This is a genomic window from Streptococcus oralis, from assembly GCF_023611505.1.
Classification (GTDB): domain Bacteria; phylum Bacillota; class Bacilli; order Lactobacillales; family Streptococcaceae; genus Streptococcus; species Streptococcus oralis_CT.
Map to the genome: position 1 here is coordinate 1,848,272 of NZ_CP097843.1, position 17,682 is coordinate 1,865,953.

Consider the following 17,682-nt stretch of genomic DNA (forward strand, 5'->3'; position numbering starts at 1 on the left):
TTCAAGCGTTTTCAAAAATATAGAGTTTCCATTTACAATCCTTAAAAAGCGTGATACAATTGGTTTTGTTAATTCGCATCAAGGAGATTCTCATGAAGAAAAATATCTTAACCACCCTCTTGGCCGCCGTCCTCTACTTTCTCTGTGTAGGGATTGGAGTCTTCCTAGGACACCTGGTCGACCAGACAGGCAATATGTTCTACGCGCCTGCCTTTTCTGCCCTTGTCGGTGGCAGTGTCTACATGCTTCTTTTGACGAAGGTCCCTCGTTTTGGCGCTATTACAACTCTAGGCCTTTTTATGGCACTTTTTTTCCTAGCTAGCAAGCATGGCGCTGGTGCCTTTCTCCCAGGAGTCGCCTGTGGTCTTGCAGCAGATGCCATCGCTCGTCTCGGTAACTACAAAGATCGAATCAAAAACACCCTCTCCTTCTTCGTCTTTGCTTTTAGCACAAGTGGCCCTATCCTCCTCATGTGGATCAGCCCCAAAGCTTACGTGGCCACCTTACTCGCGCGTGGAAAATCCCAAGAATACATTGACCGTATCATGGTCGCTCCAGAGTTGGACAAAATCCTTCTCTTTGTCATAAGTATCCTCCTAGGCGCCTTGATGGGAGCTGTTATTGGCCAATTTCTAAGTCAAAAAATAGCTGATAAACTATAAGCTAAAGGCCCTGAAGACTAGCAATGCCTAGTTCCAGGGCCTTTTTGTATACAATCCTAAAATTCACTATAGATAAATTCTTGAATATTCGAAAAATCGGTCACAAAACAGTAAATCACGATGCTCAAGATAACCGTATAGAAAAATAGCGTCCACAAGATTAAACGGTGTGTGTTAGTTAGCTTGGTTTGCAAATTTGTAAAGTTCTTTTTCAACTTCCATCCATCCTTTCACTCCAACGTGCATCACGTCAAATAAAAAGTAATCATCATACTCTCTGTTTCCATAGTTTAGTACCGTTGCACCATGGCTTTTTGCGACATCTTCTATTTTTTTATAAGTTTTTTCTCGCATTTCTCTTGAGACACCAGTGTAGTCGTTCCATTTCCCGTTTACTGGGAAAATAATAACCTCAACTTCAATGCCCAATTCTTTGGCAACTGTCAAGAAGAGTTCCATATCTGAATATTCTGGTGACTCCAGATAGCTCAAATCTTTATTGGAATCTTTCAGCGATGCATAGCGATCTTTTAAGTAAGTATTGTAGTAGTTATTATCAACAGCATAGTCATTATTGTCTGTTTTCTTTTTGACCTCTTCCACAAACTGATTCGTCATTTTCTGCCAATCATAGTCTGGGGTTTTATCTCCTGATGAGGGATAATCTGATTTCTCATGATTTTCATAAAATTTTCGTTTGAGCTTAAAGGAATACATCGCGTTATCTAATTCTAATAGTTTTTTATCAACAATGGTTCCTTTTCCATCTATGAAATAACTTTTGTATTTTTTGTAGATGTCATTTTGTTGCTTGTTCCCCTTGGTAATCTCGATAATGCGATTGATTAGTTTTTCTTTCGTTTCTTTACTAATCTTGTCATTATCTAGCATGTGAAAAATATGTTCCTGAGAAGCCTTGTTCAAAAAGGCATCTTGATGAGTCCCATCTTTTTCAAACCACTGAACAGACTCTACTATAGCTACTTTTCGCTTACTCATAGATCCTTCAATAGAGGCTAAAGTAGAAGCCTGAATGATGTTTTGAGAATAACTGGTCCCAATCTGCATGATATTAAAATCGTTGTAGTTAAAAATTTTATTTGGATGATAGTCTTCATTTATCGTCGCAACCAACTCTGAAGAACCCATTAGAACCAGTGTATTGGGGGTGATATTGCTTGTTATAATATCTCTACTTTTATACTTTTCATACGAGGTGCTATAACGAATACTGTTATCCTTGACTTTATAATAATCATCAATCTTCTTGACATACGTCACATTTAAAAGGGCAAGCGTCGCAATTACGAGCACAAGCGATAGTAAAAATGCTTTTAATTTAATCATCTCGTTTTATCCTATCCCTTCGGTCTGGCAGACTTCTTTTCAATCTCTTATCTCTTTAAAATCGTAAGTAAGATTTTATAGGGTTCACCTGAAAAGATAAAGAAACCAATCATAACCAAATTCATGGTTACAAACCAACTTAGTAGCTTATACCAGTTTTTATTTTTATTTTTCTTATAAAAATTGCTTTTCTTTTGATACACTTCAAATCCAGCCATCAAGACACCATGGTAAAAACCATAAAGAATGTAGCTAACACTAAGACCATGCCAAAAACCCATGACCAACATATTGACCATATAGGCATAGGTTGCATTGTGTAGCCTGTTTTTAAACCATTTTTTCCTGATAACCTGCATCAATACTCTTGAAAATACAAAATCTCTCAACCAGGTCGACAAGGTAATATGCCATCTAGTCCAGAAATCCTTGATATCAACACTCAAGAAAGGTTTGTTAAAGTTCATCGGTGTCTGAATACCTAGAATATTACTACTTCCAACGGCCATTAGACTATAGCCTGCAAAGTCGAAGAATAGATACAGGGTGTAAAGGTACATATACTTGATTGAGTAAACGACTGTGCCAGTATTATTTAGAGTGAGTAACATCTGGTAAACATAGGTTGATAAAACAACCTTGTAAAGAAGGCCTAGAACGATACGATACACACCGTCCCCTGCTAACTCTAGATACTCTTTTCGAGGCATGACCTCGTTTATCTCTTTTAAAAATCTCCTACTCCGATCAATCGGACCAGCACTAACTGTTGGGAAAAAGAGCAAAAACTGTAAGTAATCTTTTACACTGATTTTTTCTTTGATCAAGCCATCCGATATCTCTAGCATGATCTGAATGGTCTTAAAGGACATGTAAGAAATTCCAATAAAGGCCAACAAATGCAGAGAAGTCAGGGCAAAGACTTTATTGATCACCAAAGGAAGAATGGAAAGGAAAACCAGTGGTTTCAGCCACTTTGCCTCTATCCGCTGTGCTAGAAAAACCAGAAAATACTGGTAAACGATAAAGGCGAGCAAATAGACCATCATCGCTCGACTCTTACCATAGATAGCTCCTGCAAATAAGAGAGAGAGCACCAAAATATAGTAGTCCTTACGTTTTTCAAAAAAGTTTACCACAAAACCAATTAGTAAAACTACAAATAAGAGAAGGAAAAACTCATTTCCCTCGAAATAATTCATACCAGCTAGACTCCTTTACATTATCATCCCTCCTACAGCAAACTTTCCGATTTGCTAATTGAGGGACCTTTCTTTATTATAGCATATTTCTAAAAAGAAGCTTTACTCTTCTTGCATTTCGGTGAGAAAACAAAAAGGAGTCCCGTTGGGCTCCTTCCATTTATTTATGACTTAATTTCTTGGTCAAGAAATCTCCCAAGAACTGGATCGTAAAGATAATCAAGATGATAATGATGGTTGCTAAGATAGTCACATCGTGATTGTAACGGTTGAAGCCATAGGCAATGGCCACGTTACCGATACCACCAGCACCAACTGCTCCCGCCATAGCTGTTTCCCCAACAAGGGAAATCAAGGTCACTGTCGTCACACGAATCAAATCTGGAAGACCTTCTGATAGGTAAACACCCACGATATCCCAGAAGGTCGCTCCGCTCGCTTGAGCCGCCTCAATGACACCGCCATCCAGTTCAGCCAAGACCACCTGCACCTGACGGGCAAAGAAGGCAAAGACCGCAAAAGAAAGTGGCACAAGGGCTGCATTTGGACCGATACTAGTCTTGACAATCAAGTGAGAAAGTGGCGACATGATTGCCAAGAGGATGATGAAAGGAACCGCACGGAAAATAGAGGTAATCTTGTCTAAAATCCAAAAAACGACCTTATTCTCTAAAACACCACCTGGCGCTGTCAAGACAAGGAAAAGACCTGCAACAAGCCCCAAGAATCCTCCGATAATGAAGGAAAGAACTGTCATATAAAGGGTTAGGTAGATGGCTGTTCCCCAGCCTGCCTGACCAGCCCAGCCCATTTTATAGACATTTGGTAGATAGGTTTGAATCAATGATTCCATCTTACTGTCCTCCCTTCAATACTTTTAGCTGTACGCCTGCTTGACGAATAGCTTCTTGAGCACCTGCTAGCGCTGCTTTTTCACCTGACAAGACCACAACCAATTCTCCAACAGGAGTGCCATCGAGAATTTCGATATTTCCATAAAGGATATTGGCCGTTACTTGGTAATGTTTGTACAATTCATTCAAAAGTGGTTCGTCTGTCGAAGCCCCTGCATACTTGAGCTGCACTAAGATACTGTTCTCAGATAAATGTTCTACGATTTCTTGCTTCTCAATCTTAACCATGGCTTCGTCAATTCCTGTAGCTGTTGAAATAAAGTCCTGGGTCAAAGGTTGTTTAGGGTCTGAGAAGATTTCAAGGACACTTCCCTCTTCAATCAAATGCCCATCCTGCATAACTGCTACACGATTGGCAATGTCTTTGACAATCTGCATTTCATGCGTAATCAAAACAACGGTCAAGCCTAATTTTTGGTTCAAATCTTGCAATAAGGCCAAAATCTGCTTAGTTGTCTTAGGGTCAAGGGCAGAAGTTGACTCGTCTGAAATCAAGATTTTTGGATCATTGGCCAAGGCACGCGCAATGGCTACACGCTGTTTTTGCCCTCCTGATAGTTGTGAAGGGTAGTTTTCAGCACGATCTGCCAAACCAACCAAGTCTAACAACTTAGCTACTTTTGCTTTCTTTTCTTCCTTGCTGAGCCCAGAGTGTTTGAGGGCAAAGGCCACATTCTCCTCTGCTGTCTTTTGACTCATCAGGTTAAAATGCTGGAAAATCATCCCAATGTCTTGACGCTTACGACGCAACTGCTCTGCTGTCAAGGTCACCTTGCCATCAAAAATGACGTCGTTATCAATGGTAATTTTTCCTGCAGATGGCTTTTGCAAGAGGTTAATCACCCGTACAAGGGTTGATTTCCCTGCTCCAGAATATCCAACGATTCCGTAGATATCCCCTTCTTGGATGTGAATAGTCACATCTTTGACCGCTGTGATGGTTCTTTTCTTTTGGTGAAAAGTCACATCGATCTGATCTAACTTGATAATATCTCTACTCATAGCTTCTAATCAGCTCCTCTACTAATTCAATATGGGTGTAGTAATCGGCGATTCGCACGTTTTCATCTCCACCATGGTCTCGGCTATTGGCATTTCCTAGACCGAAGGCCACCATTGGTACCTCTAGGGCATCAAAGACCGTATGCATAGGTCCTGTCCCTGCTGTAGTCGGCAAGACTGAAACGCCCTGTGGATAGAATTTTTTGGCCAATTCGATCACATTGAGAATGGCTGGTGCGCTCATATCGCTTCGATAGCTCATCTCTCCCAAGGTATAGTATAATTCTACCTTATCAAAGCCATTTTTGTCTAGCTGTTTCCGAATTTTTTCCAGGACATTGTGAGGTTCTAGGCCAGGAACCAAACGAACTTCTAACTTGGCATTAGCTTCTGCTGGCAAAATCGTTTTAACCCCTTGCCCTTGATAACCTGACTGAATCCCTTCGATATTAAGGGCTGGCTCAAAAAAGAAACGTTTTAGGAAGGCTACACGATCCTCTTGTAAGAGAGGCAATTCCAAACCATAAATGCGACTAATTTCCCCTGGATTTCGTTGGGCGTAAGTATCCACCAAGGCCAATTCTCGTTCATTCGGCTCTTGGACATCCTCGTACAAGCCTTCGACCAAGATACGACCATCTGCAGCACGAAGAGACTGTAAGGCTTGAAGGAGATACCAAGGAGCTGATTCCACAACTCCACCATAACTAGAGTGGATATCGACATCAGCGCTTTTTACCTTGGCATCAAAGGTCACAATCCCCTTGTTCCCACCAGAGATTTCTAGCTGCTCCAAGGCGTTCTTGGTCCCTTGTTCCCAGACTAGCAAGTCCGCCCCACGAAGTTTGTCTGCATGTTTCTCTAAATACTTATCTAGATCCATAGAAGCGGATTCCTCCGCTCCCTCCATGATAAAGCTGATATTGACAGGCAGGTCATCATGGTGCTGCATATACTTTCTCAGAGCACTCAAACGAGCCGTGATATGGCCCTTGTCGTCGTCAACCCCACGCCCATACATAAAGCCATTTCGCACAGAAAGGGTAAAAGGATCCTCTGTCCACACCTGGTCACCATCCGCCGGCACAGTGTCATAGTGGTTATAGAAGATCAAGGTCTTGGCATCCGGACGCGAACTCTTGAAATGCGCCATGATAAAGGGAGCCGTGTAGCTCTCATCAATCTCCACTTCAGCCCCCACACGCTTGAAAATCTCACCCAGATAGTTTGCGACTTCCTTGAGTCCAACCTGCTGGGCAAAGACTGATTTCTTGGAAATTAAGGTGCGCAAGACTTCAAAATAATGTTGGGCCACATGATCCTTCTCAAATTTTTCAATCTGCTCTTGTTCGCTAGGAAAAACCATTTTCTCTCTCTTTCTACTACGTACTTGCGTCTTCAAAACGACAACAAGTTCCTCTTTAAAATCAACTCTCTATACAAAAGCAAGAGGTGGAAACTCTCTCCCACCTCCCTGTGTCTTATTACCAAACTGGTTGGTCCAAACCGTCTGATGTTTCTTCGATGACTTTTCTCACTTCATCAGTGTGGTAAGCCGCGATAATTTTCTTGATGGCATCCGCTTTAGGTGATGATTCCCAATCTTTTTTCGCAACGATGATGTTGTACCATTGTTTTGAATTTTCATCAGCTTGTTCTTTGAAGAGTGCTTTCTTGTAGTCCAATTTTGCTTCTGTAACGAAGGTATTGTTTACAACGGCAGCATCAACTGATGACAATGAACGAGCTGTTTGGCTAGCGTCCAATTCAGTAATCTTCAAGTTCTTTGGATTTTCTGTGATGTTAGCAACTGTTGCTAGAGCAGTTCCAGAAACATCCAATTTGATCAAACCAGCTGATTGAAGCAAGTAAAGCGCACGGCTTTCGTTTGTTGCATCGTTTGGTACGGCGATTTCACCGTTATCTGGGATTTCTTCCACTTTAGTGTACTTGTTTTCTTCTCCATTTTTACCTGAGTAAAGGCGGATTGGTGAGATGTAAGTATCTGCAATCGCTACAAGGTCTTTCCCGTTTTCTTTGTTCCAGTTGTTCAAGAAGTTGTAGTGTTGGAAAGCGTTCAAGTCAACTTCGCCGTCAGCAGTTGCCTTGTTTGGTTGAGAGTAGTCAGTAAACTCTGTGAATTCCAATTTAATTCCATCTTTTTCAACCAACTCTTGAATCTTGTCCCAACGTGCTTCTTCAGAACCACTACGGTTAACTGTTGCGATTTTAACAACTGTTTCGTTGTCTGCTTTCTTTTCTGAATTTCCGCAAGCTGCTAGAGTCAAACCTGCGACTGTAGCAAGAGCTGCTACACCGAGCCATTTTTTGATTTTCATGATTCTATCTCCTTTAAAAATAATACCGTACTAGTATCTCATACTTTATTTGATTTAGCAAATTGTTATTAGATAGGCAGACATATAGTTTGAAACTATATACCTAAAAATTGAGAAATCATCCGCCTTTCTCAGACTGGATGATTTCATACGATTATTTAATATCAGCTTCTGCTGGTAGGTAAGTGTCCCCGAAGAACTGTTTAGACAATTTTTCAAGTGTTCCATCTTTGTAGAGTTCTTGGATGCGTTTGTCCACAAATGATTTCAACTCATCTTGACCTTTAGCAAGTAGTGGGTAAACATAAGGTTGTTGGTCGCTTGGAAGTTCGATGACTTTCAAATTGTCCAAACCTTGGTTTTTGATAACTGTCTCAACACCAATCTTATCAAAAATCTTGTAGTCAAATTGTCCATCACTCAAACGAGACATGATTTGTTGGAAATCTGCCTTGGTGTAGTTAAGAACCGTTGGATTGTCTGCATGTTCTGTGTTATATGCTTCCAATTGTTTAGCTGAGGTTGTTCCTTGAACGACTTCAGTAGATTTTCCACCGATATCATCGAGCGATTTGATGCTATCGTCGTCTTTCTTCACAACGAGAACGTTAGGGTTTTTAGCAGTTGGAGCTGCGTAAAGGTATTTTTCTGCACGTTCTTTGGTATAGCTAAGGTTGTTAACAGCCATTTGATAACGGTCACTATCAAGTCCTGGGAAAATCCCTGACCACTCTGTCTTTTCAAACTTGACAGTATACTTGTCTGAGTCTTTAAAGATCGCGCGAACCACTTCAATCTCGTAACCAGTCAATTCACCATTTTCTTCATAGATAAATGGCTTTGGTGAACCGTTAGTTGCTACGACGATTTCTTTTTTACCTGATGTTGCTTCACCTGATGCTGCATCTTTCTTATCTCCACCTGAGCACGCTGCTAGTAGACCTGTGGCAACAAGCCCTAGGGCAGCAAGAGATGAATATTTAACGATTTTTTTCATGTCATTTCCTCCAAAATAGAATACTGTATTATCTTAACAGAAAAAAGAAATTTACGCCATTATATGATATCTATATCGGTGATAAGTTTTTTCTATGACTGATTTAAAAAACCAAACGCAAGACTGCAACCAAGACCACTCCAAAAAGAACCGTACCCACTAGATTGCGGTAGCGAAAGGCTACCCAAGCCGTTGGAAAGACTGCTAAAAAGTCCAACCATTTGATCTGAGGAAGGCTGCCAACCTTGCCAGTCACTACGCTTGAAAGGATCAAGGCAAAGATAATGGAAACAGGCAAGAACTTCAAAAAACGCTCAACGATAGCTGGCAACCCCTTGTACTTAACCAAGATGAAGGGAATCATGCGGGGAATCCAAGTCACTAGGCCTGAAAATATAACGGCTAACAAAAGATATTTACTGACCATCTAAGACCACCCCCATGGTACAACCTAGCAAGGTCGCAAAAAGAACAGCTAGCGACTGAGACACCACTGTCAAGAGCAAAAAGAAGGACACCGCAACAACGGCTAGGATCAGCAGCAGATTCCGTACAGGAACCCGTCTTTGCATAATCTGAAATTGCGAGGTAAAAATCCCGATAAACATCCCAACAAGGGCAAAGTCTAATCCAAAGACCTCAGGATTTGGAAGAAGCCCACCTAAAGCTGTCCCCGCAACTGTCCCAATAAACCAGGCTATATAACTATTGAGATTGTTCCCGTGCATCCACATAGGATTGACCTTGTCTGTATGGGCTAATTCTCCCATCAAAACCCCGTAAGTTTCATCTGTCAGGAGACTGGACATGCCGATATTTTGCCAGAGACTAGTATGACGGAAATAGGTCGATGCGTGTAAGCTCAACAAAAAGAGACGCAAATTGATTAGAAAAACCGTCATAGCAATAGCTGCGACAGGCGCTTGGACCGCAATCAAGGCCAACATGGCAAACTGGGCGCTCCCAGCATAAACAAAGAGGCTCATCAAGCCCATCTCAACAGGTGTCACATAGGGCGCACCGATAATCCCACAGGCCAGTCCGATACTGACATAACCAAGGGCCGTTGGCATGGCTGCCTGTGCACCTTCCCAGAATCCTTTTTCTTTCATCTTTCTCCTCATATTCTCTCCAATTGAGTCTGTTCGTCATCACAGCCACAGCACTGACTATTATAACATATTCAAAGAAGAGAAAAAAGTCTGCTGATTTTGGCCATCATAAAAAGACTGGCAATCCAGTCTCAAACACCTATTATACAAATTTTCCGCTAAATGCTCTCACGAATATTCAAGAGCATGACAAATGCGGTTAGGAGTAATAGCAATAGAATAAAGCTGACCGCTAGGGTTCCAAAACTTGTAGCAATTGTTACGAAAACAATTGTGAATAGACTTGGTAAAACAACCGTAATAGCACCAATAGAGGATTGAACCGCTCCCATTGACTCCTCAGGTATTTGTTTAAAGACGAGTTCTTGCAATCTAGGAGAGAGTAACCCTGCGATGAAGGCATCCAAGGAGCTGAAAAGCAAAATCAAACCAAAATGACTTGTGGCAAATCCTACTAGAAGGAGTAACTGGATGACAACTGAGGCATATAGAGCTATTTTTATAGAAATCGTATTTTTCAGATAGCCACTTACAAGACTTCCGACAATAAGTGCTGATAATTCTAGTGTTGATAACAAAGCGAGAGATTGACCAGTTTGTAAATTCAAAAAAGGTTGGTTTCTTAAAAAAAGAGTCGAAATAGGAACAGTGACATTGATCACAGCTTGGCTGATAGAGACGATAAATAAAATGAAGATCACTCTATCCATATTCCCGATCAATTTCGATGATTGGAACAAATGCTGGCAAAACGATTTTACAGAAAGACCTTCTTGATAGCTAATTGTTTTTTCAACTTTCAAAAGATCATTTTTTATGAAGAGAATACCTACAAATGCTATCAGAAACGTAAGAGCGTTTAGCAAGGAAATAAACTGAATGGAAAGAATTCCTAGTAAAATCCCTCCTAGAATATTACTGATTGTCCGAACTAAACTAACAGTTGACTGTTTAAATCCAATAGCTTCTGCCAGATGGTCTTGCCCAATAATTCTAATGAAAATCGGAGTGAGCATGGCGCCTGAAAAATAACTCAATGTATCAGATAAAAGATTAATCAGACAAATAAATGCTACTAATAACAAGGAAAAGGATTGCCCTGAAAGTGATAAAGAAACTATAGAGTAAAGCAAAAATTTTGCAAAACTAATAATTGTATATTTTAGAACACGATGATGTTGAAAATCCGCCAAAACTCCCAGAAAGATTTGTAGAACTTGAGGAACAGTCTCTGAAATCGTGATGAGTAAAATTGCCAAGGGGGCAAACGAAGCATCTGCCACATAATTCAAAAAAGCAAGATAAAAAATCGTATCCCCAACCGTCGAAATCCACTGGTTGATGGTTAATTGCCTAAAATCTCTATTTTGAATAAATACTTTCATCGCAACTCCTTTTTGAGTTCAAATGGGAACTTTTCCCCCGCAAGATAGACCGATATTACTGAGCACCTAAAATTACAGCAACGATAAAATTTGACCAATGCCATTGTAGACTATGTGCAGTCCAATAGGCCAATAAATGGACTTTGTCACTCTAAATAAGACTGCAAATATGAGACCACCACCCATATATGAGAAAAAGTCTGTCAAAACCCAACCATGATTACTAATGTGCAAGATTCCAAACAAAGCAGCCGAACCGAGCACATCCAGTCCCCATTTCTTCCCTTTTTCCAGAGCGGTCATCACCAACCCACGATAAATTATCTCTTCAAAAATGGGACCTGCAATTACAGGATAGAAAAAATACATTAAAAATGCCGTAGCTCCTGTAAAAGTAGGAGCAGCATGTTGATAAGAAATTTCATTTCGAGTAGGTGGGAAAAGAAAAAAGGTAACGAAATTCCAAATAACAAAAGCAAGCAGAGCTAAAAATGAATAGACAAGATAGGATCCTTTAAACTTTCTACTGTTGATTTGTTGCCATTTTCCCGACCAAATCATAGCAATAAGAGCAAATAAAACCACAAGAAAATTCAACATCATATCCGACAGATAATAGGTAAAGTCAGATAGACCAGTAACAAGGTTGCTGCGTAAAACTAGACCACTGAACTTCTGGTCAGCAATAACTAGTAGAAAAGCCATAATAAAGTAGTGACGTGAGATTATCTTTTTCATTCTATTTTCTCCTATACTATGAAATAAGGATAGTATAACACGGAAATTAGCTCATTTTAGAAAATCGCATATTTGACATTTTTTCTCATAGAAATCTCTCATTTGCGATAGTGGATTAGTCGATGAGTTCTTTGTATTGCTGGAAGCGTAATTCAAAAAGGGCTGTTAATTGGGGATTTTCTAATACTTGCAGAGATTGGATAAAGTTTTCAATCTCTTTTTGATTGCTTCCTTTGGTTTGAAGGAAAATGCTCAATTTCTTTAAAAACTGCAATGATACTTTCTCGAAAACATCATATGGTCGGAGCATGCTCCCCAACTCGGCTTCAAAGATTGGGATATAGGAAAAAAGTTTGCGCTCCATGAGCTCTGAGATGATATTCAGATAACCACTTTTCATATACAATTGATTGTGTACTAACTCTTTAAATTCCTTGGATTTTTCGAGTAAGGAGGTTGATAAAAAGATCAGATCTTGATTACTCAAGAAGGGCATGGTATTGCAAAAAAGATAGAGTTCAAACCAGGTCCAAGATTCAATAGCATAGAGGTAAGTAGTCAAAAACTCGCTATCCTCCTCTTCTAGCAGATAGTTTTTATCCAAGGAATGAATGGCATCTTTGATCACAATAGCATTTAAACGACGATAGGTATGTGCCATCTGTTCTTGCTCGACTTCCTCTAATAGTTTCTCTAAGCCAGCTATATCTTGATGGGCAAAACGATTTACAACCTTTCGACCGATTCGCATATGTGGGGATTCCTGGTAATTATTAAGCTTGTGTCCAAACTCATCGAAGGTCACATTTATCCCTTGGATAGCTAGTATCAGTTTATCCGCAGACAGCATAGACTGCCCTAGTTCAAACTTAGATAGCTGGGATGCTGTTAGACCCTCACAAGCCACATCTGACTGCTTGAGCTTTCTCGCCAGCCGCAATTCCTTGTAAAATTCTCCCAATTCCATTCTCTCAATCATCTGAGCACCTCCTAATTTTTACATATTATATCATCATTTTTACAGTTATGTCAAAATATTCTGACATTTTTCGGAGTTAAAAAGCCAGCCTCTAGCTGACTCTTTATTCTATGGTATCAAAGGCGAGACTCGGTTTGGCATTGAGATCCAAGCCTGCAAAGTTTTCTTTGTTCCACTCGCTAACGCTGGCATAGGCAATCATTCCTGCATTGTCTCCGCATAGGCGCAGGGATGGGATAATGACCTTGACATCTGTGATTTCAGCTGCTAGGCGTTCTCTGAGGCCTTTATTAGCTGCCACGCCACCTGCCACGACTAGGGTTTTAACAGGATATTTTTCCAAAGCCTTCTTGGTTTTGGCCATAAGAATATCCATGACAGCTGCTTGGAAGGAAGCACACAAATCCTCTGTAGACAAGCTTTTTCCCTTTTGCTCGGCATTGTGGTGAAGATTGATAAAGGCAGACTTCAAACCTGAGAAGGAAAACTCTAGATTGTCCTCCTTAATCATGGCACGAGGGAAGTCATAAATATCCTGACCTTGATGGGCCAACTCATCAATCTCACGACCGGCTGGATAAGTCAAGCCCATGACACGACCGACCTTGTCATAGGCCTCACCAACCGCATCATCTCGCGTTTCCCCAACAATCTTGTAATCGCCAGCCTCTGACACATAGACCAACTCGGTGTGTCCTCCGCTGACCAAGAGTGCCAACAAAGGAAACTCCAAAGGCTCCACACTCTGAGCTGCCATGAGGTGACCAGCCATGTGGTTAACGGGAATCAGCGGAAGTCCATGCGCCCAAGCAAAAGCCTTAGCAGCTGACAAACCAACTAGCAGGGCTCCAACCAAGCCCGGTCCATAAGTAACTGCAACAGCTGTCACGTCCTCTTCGGTAATTCCTGCTTCTGCCAGTGCCTCCTCGATACAGGCTGTAATAACCTCAACATGGTGACGACTGGCTACTTCTGGCACTACGCCCCCAAAACGTTTGTGACTCTCAATTTGACTCGCAATGACATTGGACAAGAGCTGATCATCGTTTTTCAGTACGGCGACACTGGTCTCATCACAGGATGTTTCAAATGCTAAAATATATCTATCCTTCATCTATTTCTCTCTTCATGATAATGGCGTCCTCGACTGGGTCATGGTAGTAGGCCTTTCGCTCAGCGATGACCGCCATCTTTTCTTTCTTGTAAAATGCTTGCGCTCGTTGGTTTGACTTTCTGACTTCAAGGAAAATCTCCTTATCTGTCGGCAATTGAGCAAACAAGGCTGACGCAATTTCCTGACCCTGATAGACTTTTTTGACAGCGATTTGTAGGACTTCTGCTTCAAAAAGATTCTCCTGAACGGCTAGAAAGCCAATCACTTCTCCCCCATCGTAAGCCAGAGCATACCAAGTCTGATCTTGGGACAAGTCTGCTTGGATTTGTTCCAGCGTCCAAGGGCTGACTGGGTAAACATCTACCATAACAGCATAGATAGCTTGAGCCAAGTCAGGTTGCTGTTGGATTCGTTTGATCTTTATCATAGGCGTTTAATGTAGGACCCGCCAGACTCGGTGTGGTTCTTGAGCCAGTTTTCCTCAGCCTCAACTCGTTTGAGGTAATTGGGCACAAAGTCGTGCAAGGAGTCTGCTTCCTTATCCCAGGCCCAAAGAGCTAGATTGGCTGCATTTGGCAAGGTTTCTTGGTAGCTGGCTTGTGGTAGTTGTTCTTGGATTTGTTCCACAAAGGCTCCAACTTCTCCGACAAAGGTTACCTGTTCAGCATCCTTGACCTGCTCTAGCACTTCCGCAAAAGACAAGTGCGCTTCTGGCAAGACAGGCTGAGCATTTTCATAAAACCCTGCATAAACATTGTTGCGACGTGCATCCATCAGGGGAACAAGTAAGCCTTCTTGTTGGCGTGGCACCAGAGCCAAGAGGCTTGACATACCAACCAACTCGATGTTCAGAGTATGAGCCAAGGTCTTGGCAGTTGCTACCGCAATTCGTAAACCTGTGTAGCTACCAGGTCCCTCTGCCACCACGATGCGGTCCAAGTTCTTGGGTGTCCAATCCAAACTTGCCATCAAAAAATCGATGGCAGGCATGAGAGTAATACTGTGATTTTTCTTGATATTGATTATGGTCTCGGCAAGAACCTGCTTATCCTCTAAAATAGCGAGAGAAAGAGCCTTGCTAGACGTATCAAAAGCTAATACTTTCATAACACATTCCTATCTTTTTGTCTGTTTACTATTATACTACAAAAGCCAGCGCATGGAAATTTTCTTTGTTTTGAAACAAAAGGGCCTGTCACTTAGAAAAACAATTCTGCACAAAAATTTAAAAAAAGTTGTAGCTTTTGGAATAGAAAAGTGAACAAGGAAATTGAAAGGTTCTTCGTAAAAAATTTGGATCAGGCATATATGTTTCAATTCGATTTTCGATACGAGAGAACATCGTCATAACAATAAAGATAGCACCTAAAAATAGAAAAAGTCCATCCCATCTATCAAGACGAGGTGGATTTTCTCTATATTTAGATGAGTACTGAAGCTTAAGCATTTAAACCAAAGTAAAAAACAAACCAGACAACATAGGTTACAAGGAGGAGAAAAATCGAATAAAGCGTCACAAAAGCAAGCTTCCAAAGGAATTTTGTTTTGCGGTGTTCCAGATGCACAAACAGGGCATTCCCCCCATAGACACAGGCTACAAAGACTATAAACATCAAGAGGCGAACCCCTACTGCAAATTCAAACAAACTAAACATTCTTAATCCTCCTTGTTTTAAAAGCTATAGGGAATATTCCCATCCATAAACTTCCCTTTCTCTTTCCATTATAACACCTAAGTGCTCTCCGACCAAATCCTACCTGTCTTTTTGCTCCTTCTTACCCTCCCTACTTTCTCCATTTCCGTCTTTTACTAATTTTTCATTTTGTGGTATAATTGAAATAATTGTAACGAATCAAGGTCAATCTAGACACAAAATGGAATGAAATCAAGCAAATCTATACTAAAAGTTTGGAATAAGCTGACCTGTAAATAGAAAGGAACTATATGATTTACAAAGTTTTTTATCAAGAAACAAAAGAACGTAGCCCACGTCGTGAAACAACACGCGCACTTTACCTAGACATCGATGCCAGCTCAGAACTTGAGGGCCGTATCGCTGCTCGCCAACTTGTCGAAGAAAACCGCCCAGAGTACAACATCGAGTATATCGAACTCTTGTCTGACAAATTGCTAGATTACGAAAAAGAAACTGGCGTCTTCGAAATCACGGAGTTCTAATATGGCCTATACTCTTAAACCTGAAGAAGTCGGCGTTTTTGCCATCGGTGGTCTGGGAGAAATCGGGAAAAACACATACGGAATTGAATACCAAGACGAGATTATCATCGTCGATGCTGGGATTAAATTTCCAGAAGATGACTTGCTTGGTATCGACTATGTCATTCCTGATTATTCTTACATCGTAGACAATATTGACCGCGTCAAGGCTGTTTTGATCACACACGGACACGAGGACCACATCGGTGGGATTCCTTTCCTGCTCAAACAAGCAAATGTCCCTATCTACGCTGGACCGCTTGCCCTGGCTTTGATCCGTGGAAAACTCGAAGAACACGGCCTCTTGCGCAACGCCAAACTTTACGAAATCAACCACAACACTGAGTTGACCTTTAAAAATCTCAAGGCAACTTTCTTTAGAACCACTCACTCCATTCCAGAGCCTTTGGGGATTGTCATCCATACTCCTCAAGGAAAAATCGTCTGTACGGGTGACTTCAAGTTCGACTTCACGCCAGTTGGAGAACCTGCGGACTTGCACCGTATGGCAGCCCTTGGGGAAGAAGGCGTGCTCTGTCTCCTCTCTGACTCGACAAATGCAGAAGTGCCAACCTTTACCAACTCTGAAAAAGTCGTTGGCCAGTCCATCATGAAGATCATTCAAGGCATTGAAGGACGTATCATCTTTGCATCCTTTGCCTCAAATATCTTCCGTCTCCAGCAAGCAACGGATGCCGCTGTTAAGACTGGGCGTAAGATTGCGGTCTTTGGACGTTCTATGGAAAAAGCCATTGTCAACGGAATCGAGCTTGGCTACATCAAAGCTCCTAAGGGAACCTTTATCGAGCCAAATGAAATCAAAGACTACCCTGCAGGCGAGATTCTCATCCTCTGTACAGGTAGTCAGGGTGAGCCTATGGCAGCCCTCTCTCGTATCGCCAACGGAACCCACCGTCAGGTACAACTCCAACCCGGCGATACCGTTATCTTCTCTTCTAGCCCAATCCCTGGAAACACCACTAGCGTCAACAAATTGATTAACACTATTTCTGAAGCTGGTGTCGAAGTTATCCACGGTAAAGTGAACAATATCCATACATCTGGACACGGTGGTCAGCAAGAGCAAAAACTCATGCTCCGCTTGATTAAACCCAAATACTTCATGCCTGTCCACGGTGAATATCGTATGCAAAAAGTCCACGCTGGACTAGCGGTGGATACTGGTGTCGAGAAGGACAATATCTTTATCATGAGCAATGGTGATGTGCTTGCCCTTACTGCTAACTCTGCTCGTATTGCAGGCCATTTCAACGCCCAAGACATCTATGTCGATGGAAATCGTATCGGCGAAATCGGTGCAGCCGTCCTCAAAGACCGTCGTGATCTATCTGAAGACGGTGTCGTTCTAGCAGTCGCAACTGTTGACTTCAAATCGCAGATGATTCTGTCTGGCCCAGACATCCTCAGCCGAGGCTTTGTCTACATGAGAGAGTCTGGCGACTTGATTCGCCAAAGCCAGCGCATCCTCTTCAATGCTATTCGTATCGCACTGAAAAACAAGGACGCCAGCGTCCAATCTGTCAATGGCGCCATTGTCAACGCCATTCGCCCCTTCCTCTATGAAAATACAGAACGTGAACCGATTATCATCCCGATGATCCTCACACCAGATGAAGAATAAATTATAAAACAGCCCCATCTTCGGAGCTGTT

19 protein-coding genes are annotated in these 17,682 nt (G+C 41.6%); 3 read left to right on the forward strand and 16 right to left on the reverse strand.

Annotated elements, in window-relative coordinates; all coding sequences use genetic code 11:
• The first annotated feature begins 92 nt into the window (after positions 1-92).
• Positions 93-662, forward strand: a complete 570-nt coding sequence (locus tag M9H69_RS09340; protein WP_250315461.1) for an MptD family putative ECF transporter S component — start codon at positions 93-95, stop codon at positions 660-662.
• Between the two features lie 174 nt (positions 663-836).
• Here M9H69_RS09340 and dltD read toward each other — a convergent pair whose 3' ends face one another.
• From dltD to M9H69_RS09420, 16 genes are all read right to left on the reverse strand, one after another.
• Entirely contained in the window at positions 837-2,009 is a 1,173-nt protein-coding gene (dltD, locus tag M9H69_RS09345; RefSeq protein WP_250315462.1) for a D-alanyl-lipoteichoic acid biosynthesis protein DltD, read from the reverse strand.
• 47 nt (positions 2,010-2,056) lie between these two features.
• Positions 2,057-3,211 (reverse strand): D-alanyl-lipoteichoic acid biosynthesis protein DltB, encoded by a 1,155-nt coding sequence (gene dltB, locus M9H69_RS09350; protein WP_250315463.1) that lies wholly within the window; start codon positions 3,209-3,211, stop codon positions 2,057-2,059.
• 160 nt (positions 3,212-3,371) lie between these two features.
• Complete coding sequence (locus M9H69_RS09355) at positions 3,372-4,064, reverse strand: methionine ABC transporter permease (protein ID WP_038805871.1); 693 nt, start codon at positions 4,062-4,064, stop codon at positions 3,372-3,374.
• A 1-nt stretch (position 4,065) separates the two neighbouring features.
• The gene (locus M9H69_RS09360) at positions 4,066-5,127 is read right to left on the reverse strand and encodes a methionine ABC transporter ATP-binding protein (RefSeq protein WP_057488845.1); all 1,062 of its coding nucleotides are present in this window, start codon (positions 5,125-5,127) and stop codon (positions 4,066-4,068) included.
• Positions 5,120-6,493 (reverse strand): M20 family metallopeptidase, encoded by a 1,374-nt coding sequence (locus M9H69_RS09365; protein ID WP_007520849.1) that lies wholly within the window; start codon positions 6,491-6,493, stop codon positions 5,120-5,122. The genes M9H69_RS09360 and M9H69_RS09365 overlap by 8 nt, the downstream gene beginning before the upstream one ends.
• 118 nt (positions 6,494-6,611) lie before the next feature.
• A complete protein-coding gene (locus M9H69_RS09370; RefSeq protein WP_007520850.1) occupies positions 6,612-7,466 on the reverse strand; it encodes a MetQ/NlpA family ABC transporter substrate-binding protein in 855 nt (284 codons plus the stop codon).
• 154 nt (positions 7,467-7,620) lie between these two features.
• Positions 7,621-8,463: an amino acid ABC transporter substrate-binding protein gene (locus tag M9H69_RS09375; protein ID WP_049536862.1), complete on the reverse strand. Its 843-nt coding sequence runs from the start codon at positions 8,461-8,463 to the stop codon at positions 7,621-7,623.
• 103 nt (positions 8,464-8,566) lie between these two features.
• Entirely contained in the window at positions 8,567-8,890 is a 324-nt protein-coding gene (locus M9H69_RS09380) for an AzlD domain-containing protein (RefSeq protein ID WP_033605725.1), read from the reverse strand.
• Complete coding sequence (locus M9H69_RS09385; RefSeq protein ID WP_080980337.1) at positions 8,880-9,575, reverse strand: AzlC family ABC transporter permease; 696 nt, start codon at positions 9,573-9,575, stop codon at positions 8,880-8,882. Before M9H69_RS09385 ends, M9H69_RS09380 begins: the two co-directional genes overlap by 11 nt.
• A 158-nt stretch (positions 9,576-9,733) precedes the next feature.
• Positions 9,734-10,960, reverse strand: a complete 1,227-nt coding sequence (locus tag M9H69_RS09390; protein WP_250315464.1) for an MFS transporter — start codon at positions 10,958-10,960, stop codon at positions 9,734-9,736.
• Between the two features lie 72 nt (positions 10,961-11,032).
• Complete coding sequence (locus tag M9H69_RS09395) at positions 11,033-11,698, reverse strand: CPBP family intramembrane glutamic endopeptidase (protein ID WP_250315465.1); 666 nt, start codon at positions 11,696-11,698, stop codon at positions 11,033-11,035.
• 115 nt (positions 11,699-11,813) lie between these two features.
• A complete protein-coding gene (locus M9H69_RS09400) occupies positions 11,814-12,677 on the reverse strand; it encodes an XRE/MutR family transcriptional regulator (protein ID WP_250315466.1) in 864 nt (287 codons plus the stop codon).
• Between the two features lie 103 nt (positions 12,678-12,780).
• Complete coding sequence (tsaD, locus tag M9H69_RS09405; RefSeq protein WP_250315467.1) at positions 12,781-13,791, reverse strand: tRNA (adenosine(37)-N6)-threonylcarbamoyltransferase complex transferase subunit TsaD; 1,011 nt, start codon at positions 13,789-13,791, stop codon at positions 12,781-12,783.
• The gene (gene rimI / locus M9H69_RS09410) at positions 13,781-14,218 is read right to left on the reverse strand and encodes a ribosomal protein S18-alanine N-acetyltransferase (RefSeq protein ID WP_250315468.1); all 438 of its coding nucleotides are present in this window, start codon (positions 14,216-14,218) and stop codon (positions 13,781-13,783) included. The genes tsaD and rimI overlap by 11 nt, the downstream gene beginning before the upstream one ends.
• A complete protein-coding gene (gene tsaB / locus M9H69_RS09415; protein ID WP_250315469.1) occupies positions 14,215-14,898 on the reverse strand; it encodes a tRNA (adenosine(37)-N6)-threonylcarbamoyltransferase complex dimerization subunit type 1 TsaB in 684 nt (227 codons plus the stop codon). Before tsaB ends, rimI begins: the two co-directional genes overlap by 4 nt.
• 332 nt (positions 14,899-15,230) lie before the next feature.
• On the reverse strand, positions 15,231-15,446 hold the full coding sequence (locus M9H69_RS09420) for a hypothetical protein (protein WP_250315470.1): 216 nt from the start codon (positions 15,444-15,446) through the stop codon (positions 15,231-15,233).
• Between the two features lie 290 nt (positions 15,447-15,736).
• Here M9H69_RS09420 and M9H69_RS09425 point away from each other — a divergent pair, with 290 nt between their 5' ends.
• Positions 15,737-15,970: a DNA-dependent RNA polymerase subunit epsilon gene (locus M9H69_RS09425; RefSeq protein ID WP_033584763.1), complete on the forward strand. Its 234-nt coding sequence runs from the start codon at positions 15,737-15,739 to the stop codon at positions 15,968-15,970.
• Position 15,971: 1 nt separating this feature from the next.
• On the forward strand, positions 15,972-17,651 hold the full coding sequence (gene rnjA / locus M9H69_RS09430; RefSeq protein WP_000331964.1) for a ribonuclease J1: 1,680 nt from the start codon (positions 15,972-15,974) through the stop codon (positions 17,649-17,651).
• Positions 17,652-17,682 lie beyond the last annotated feature (31 nt).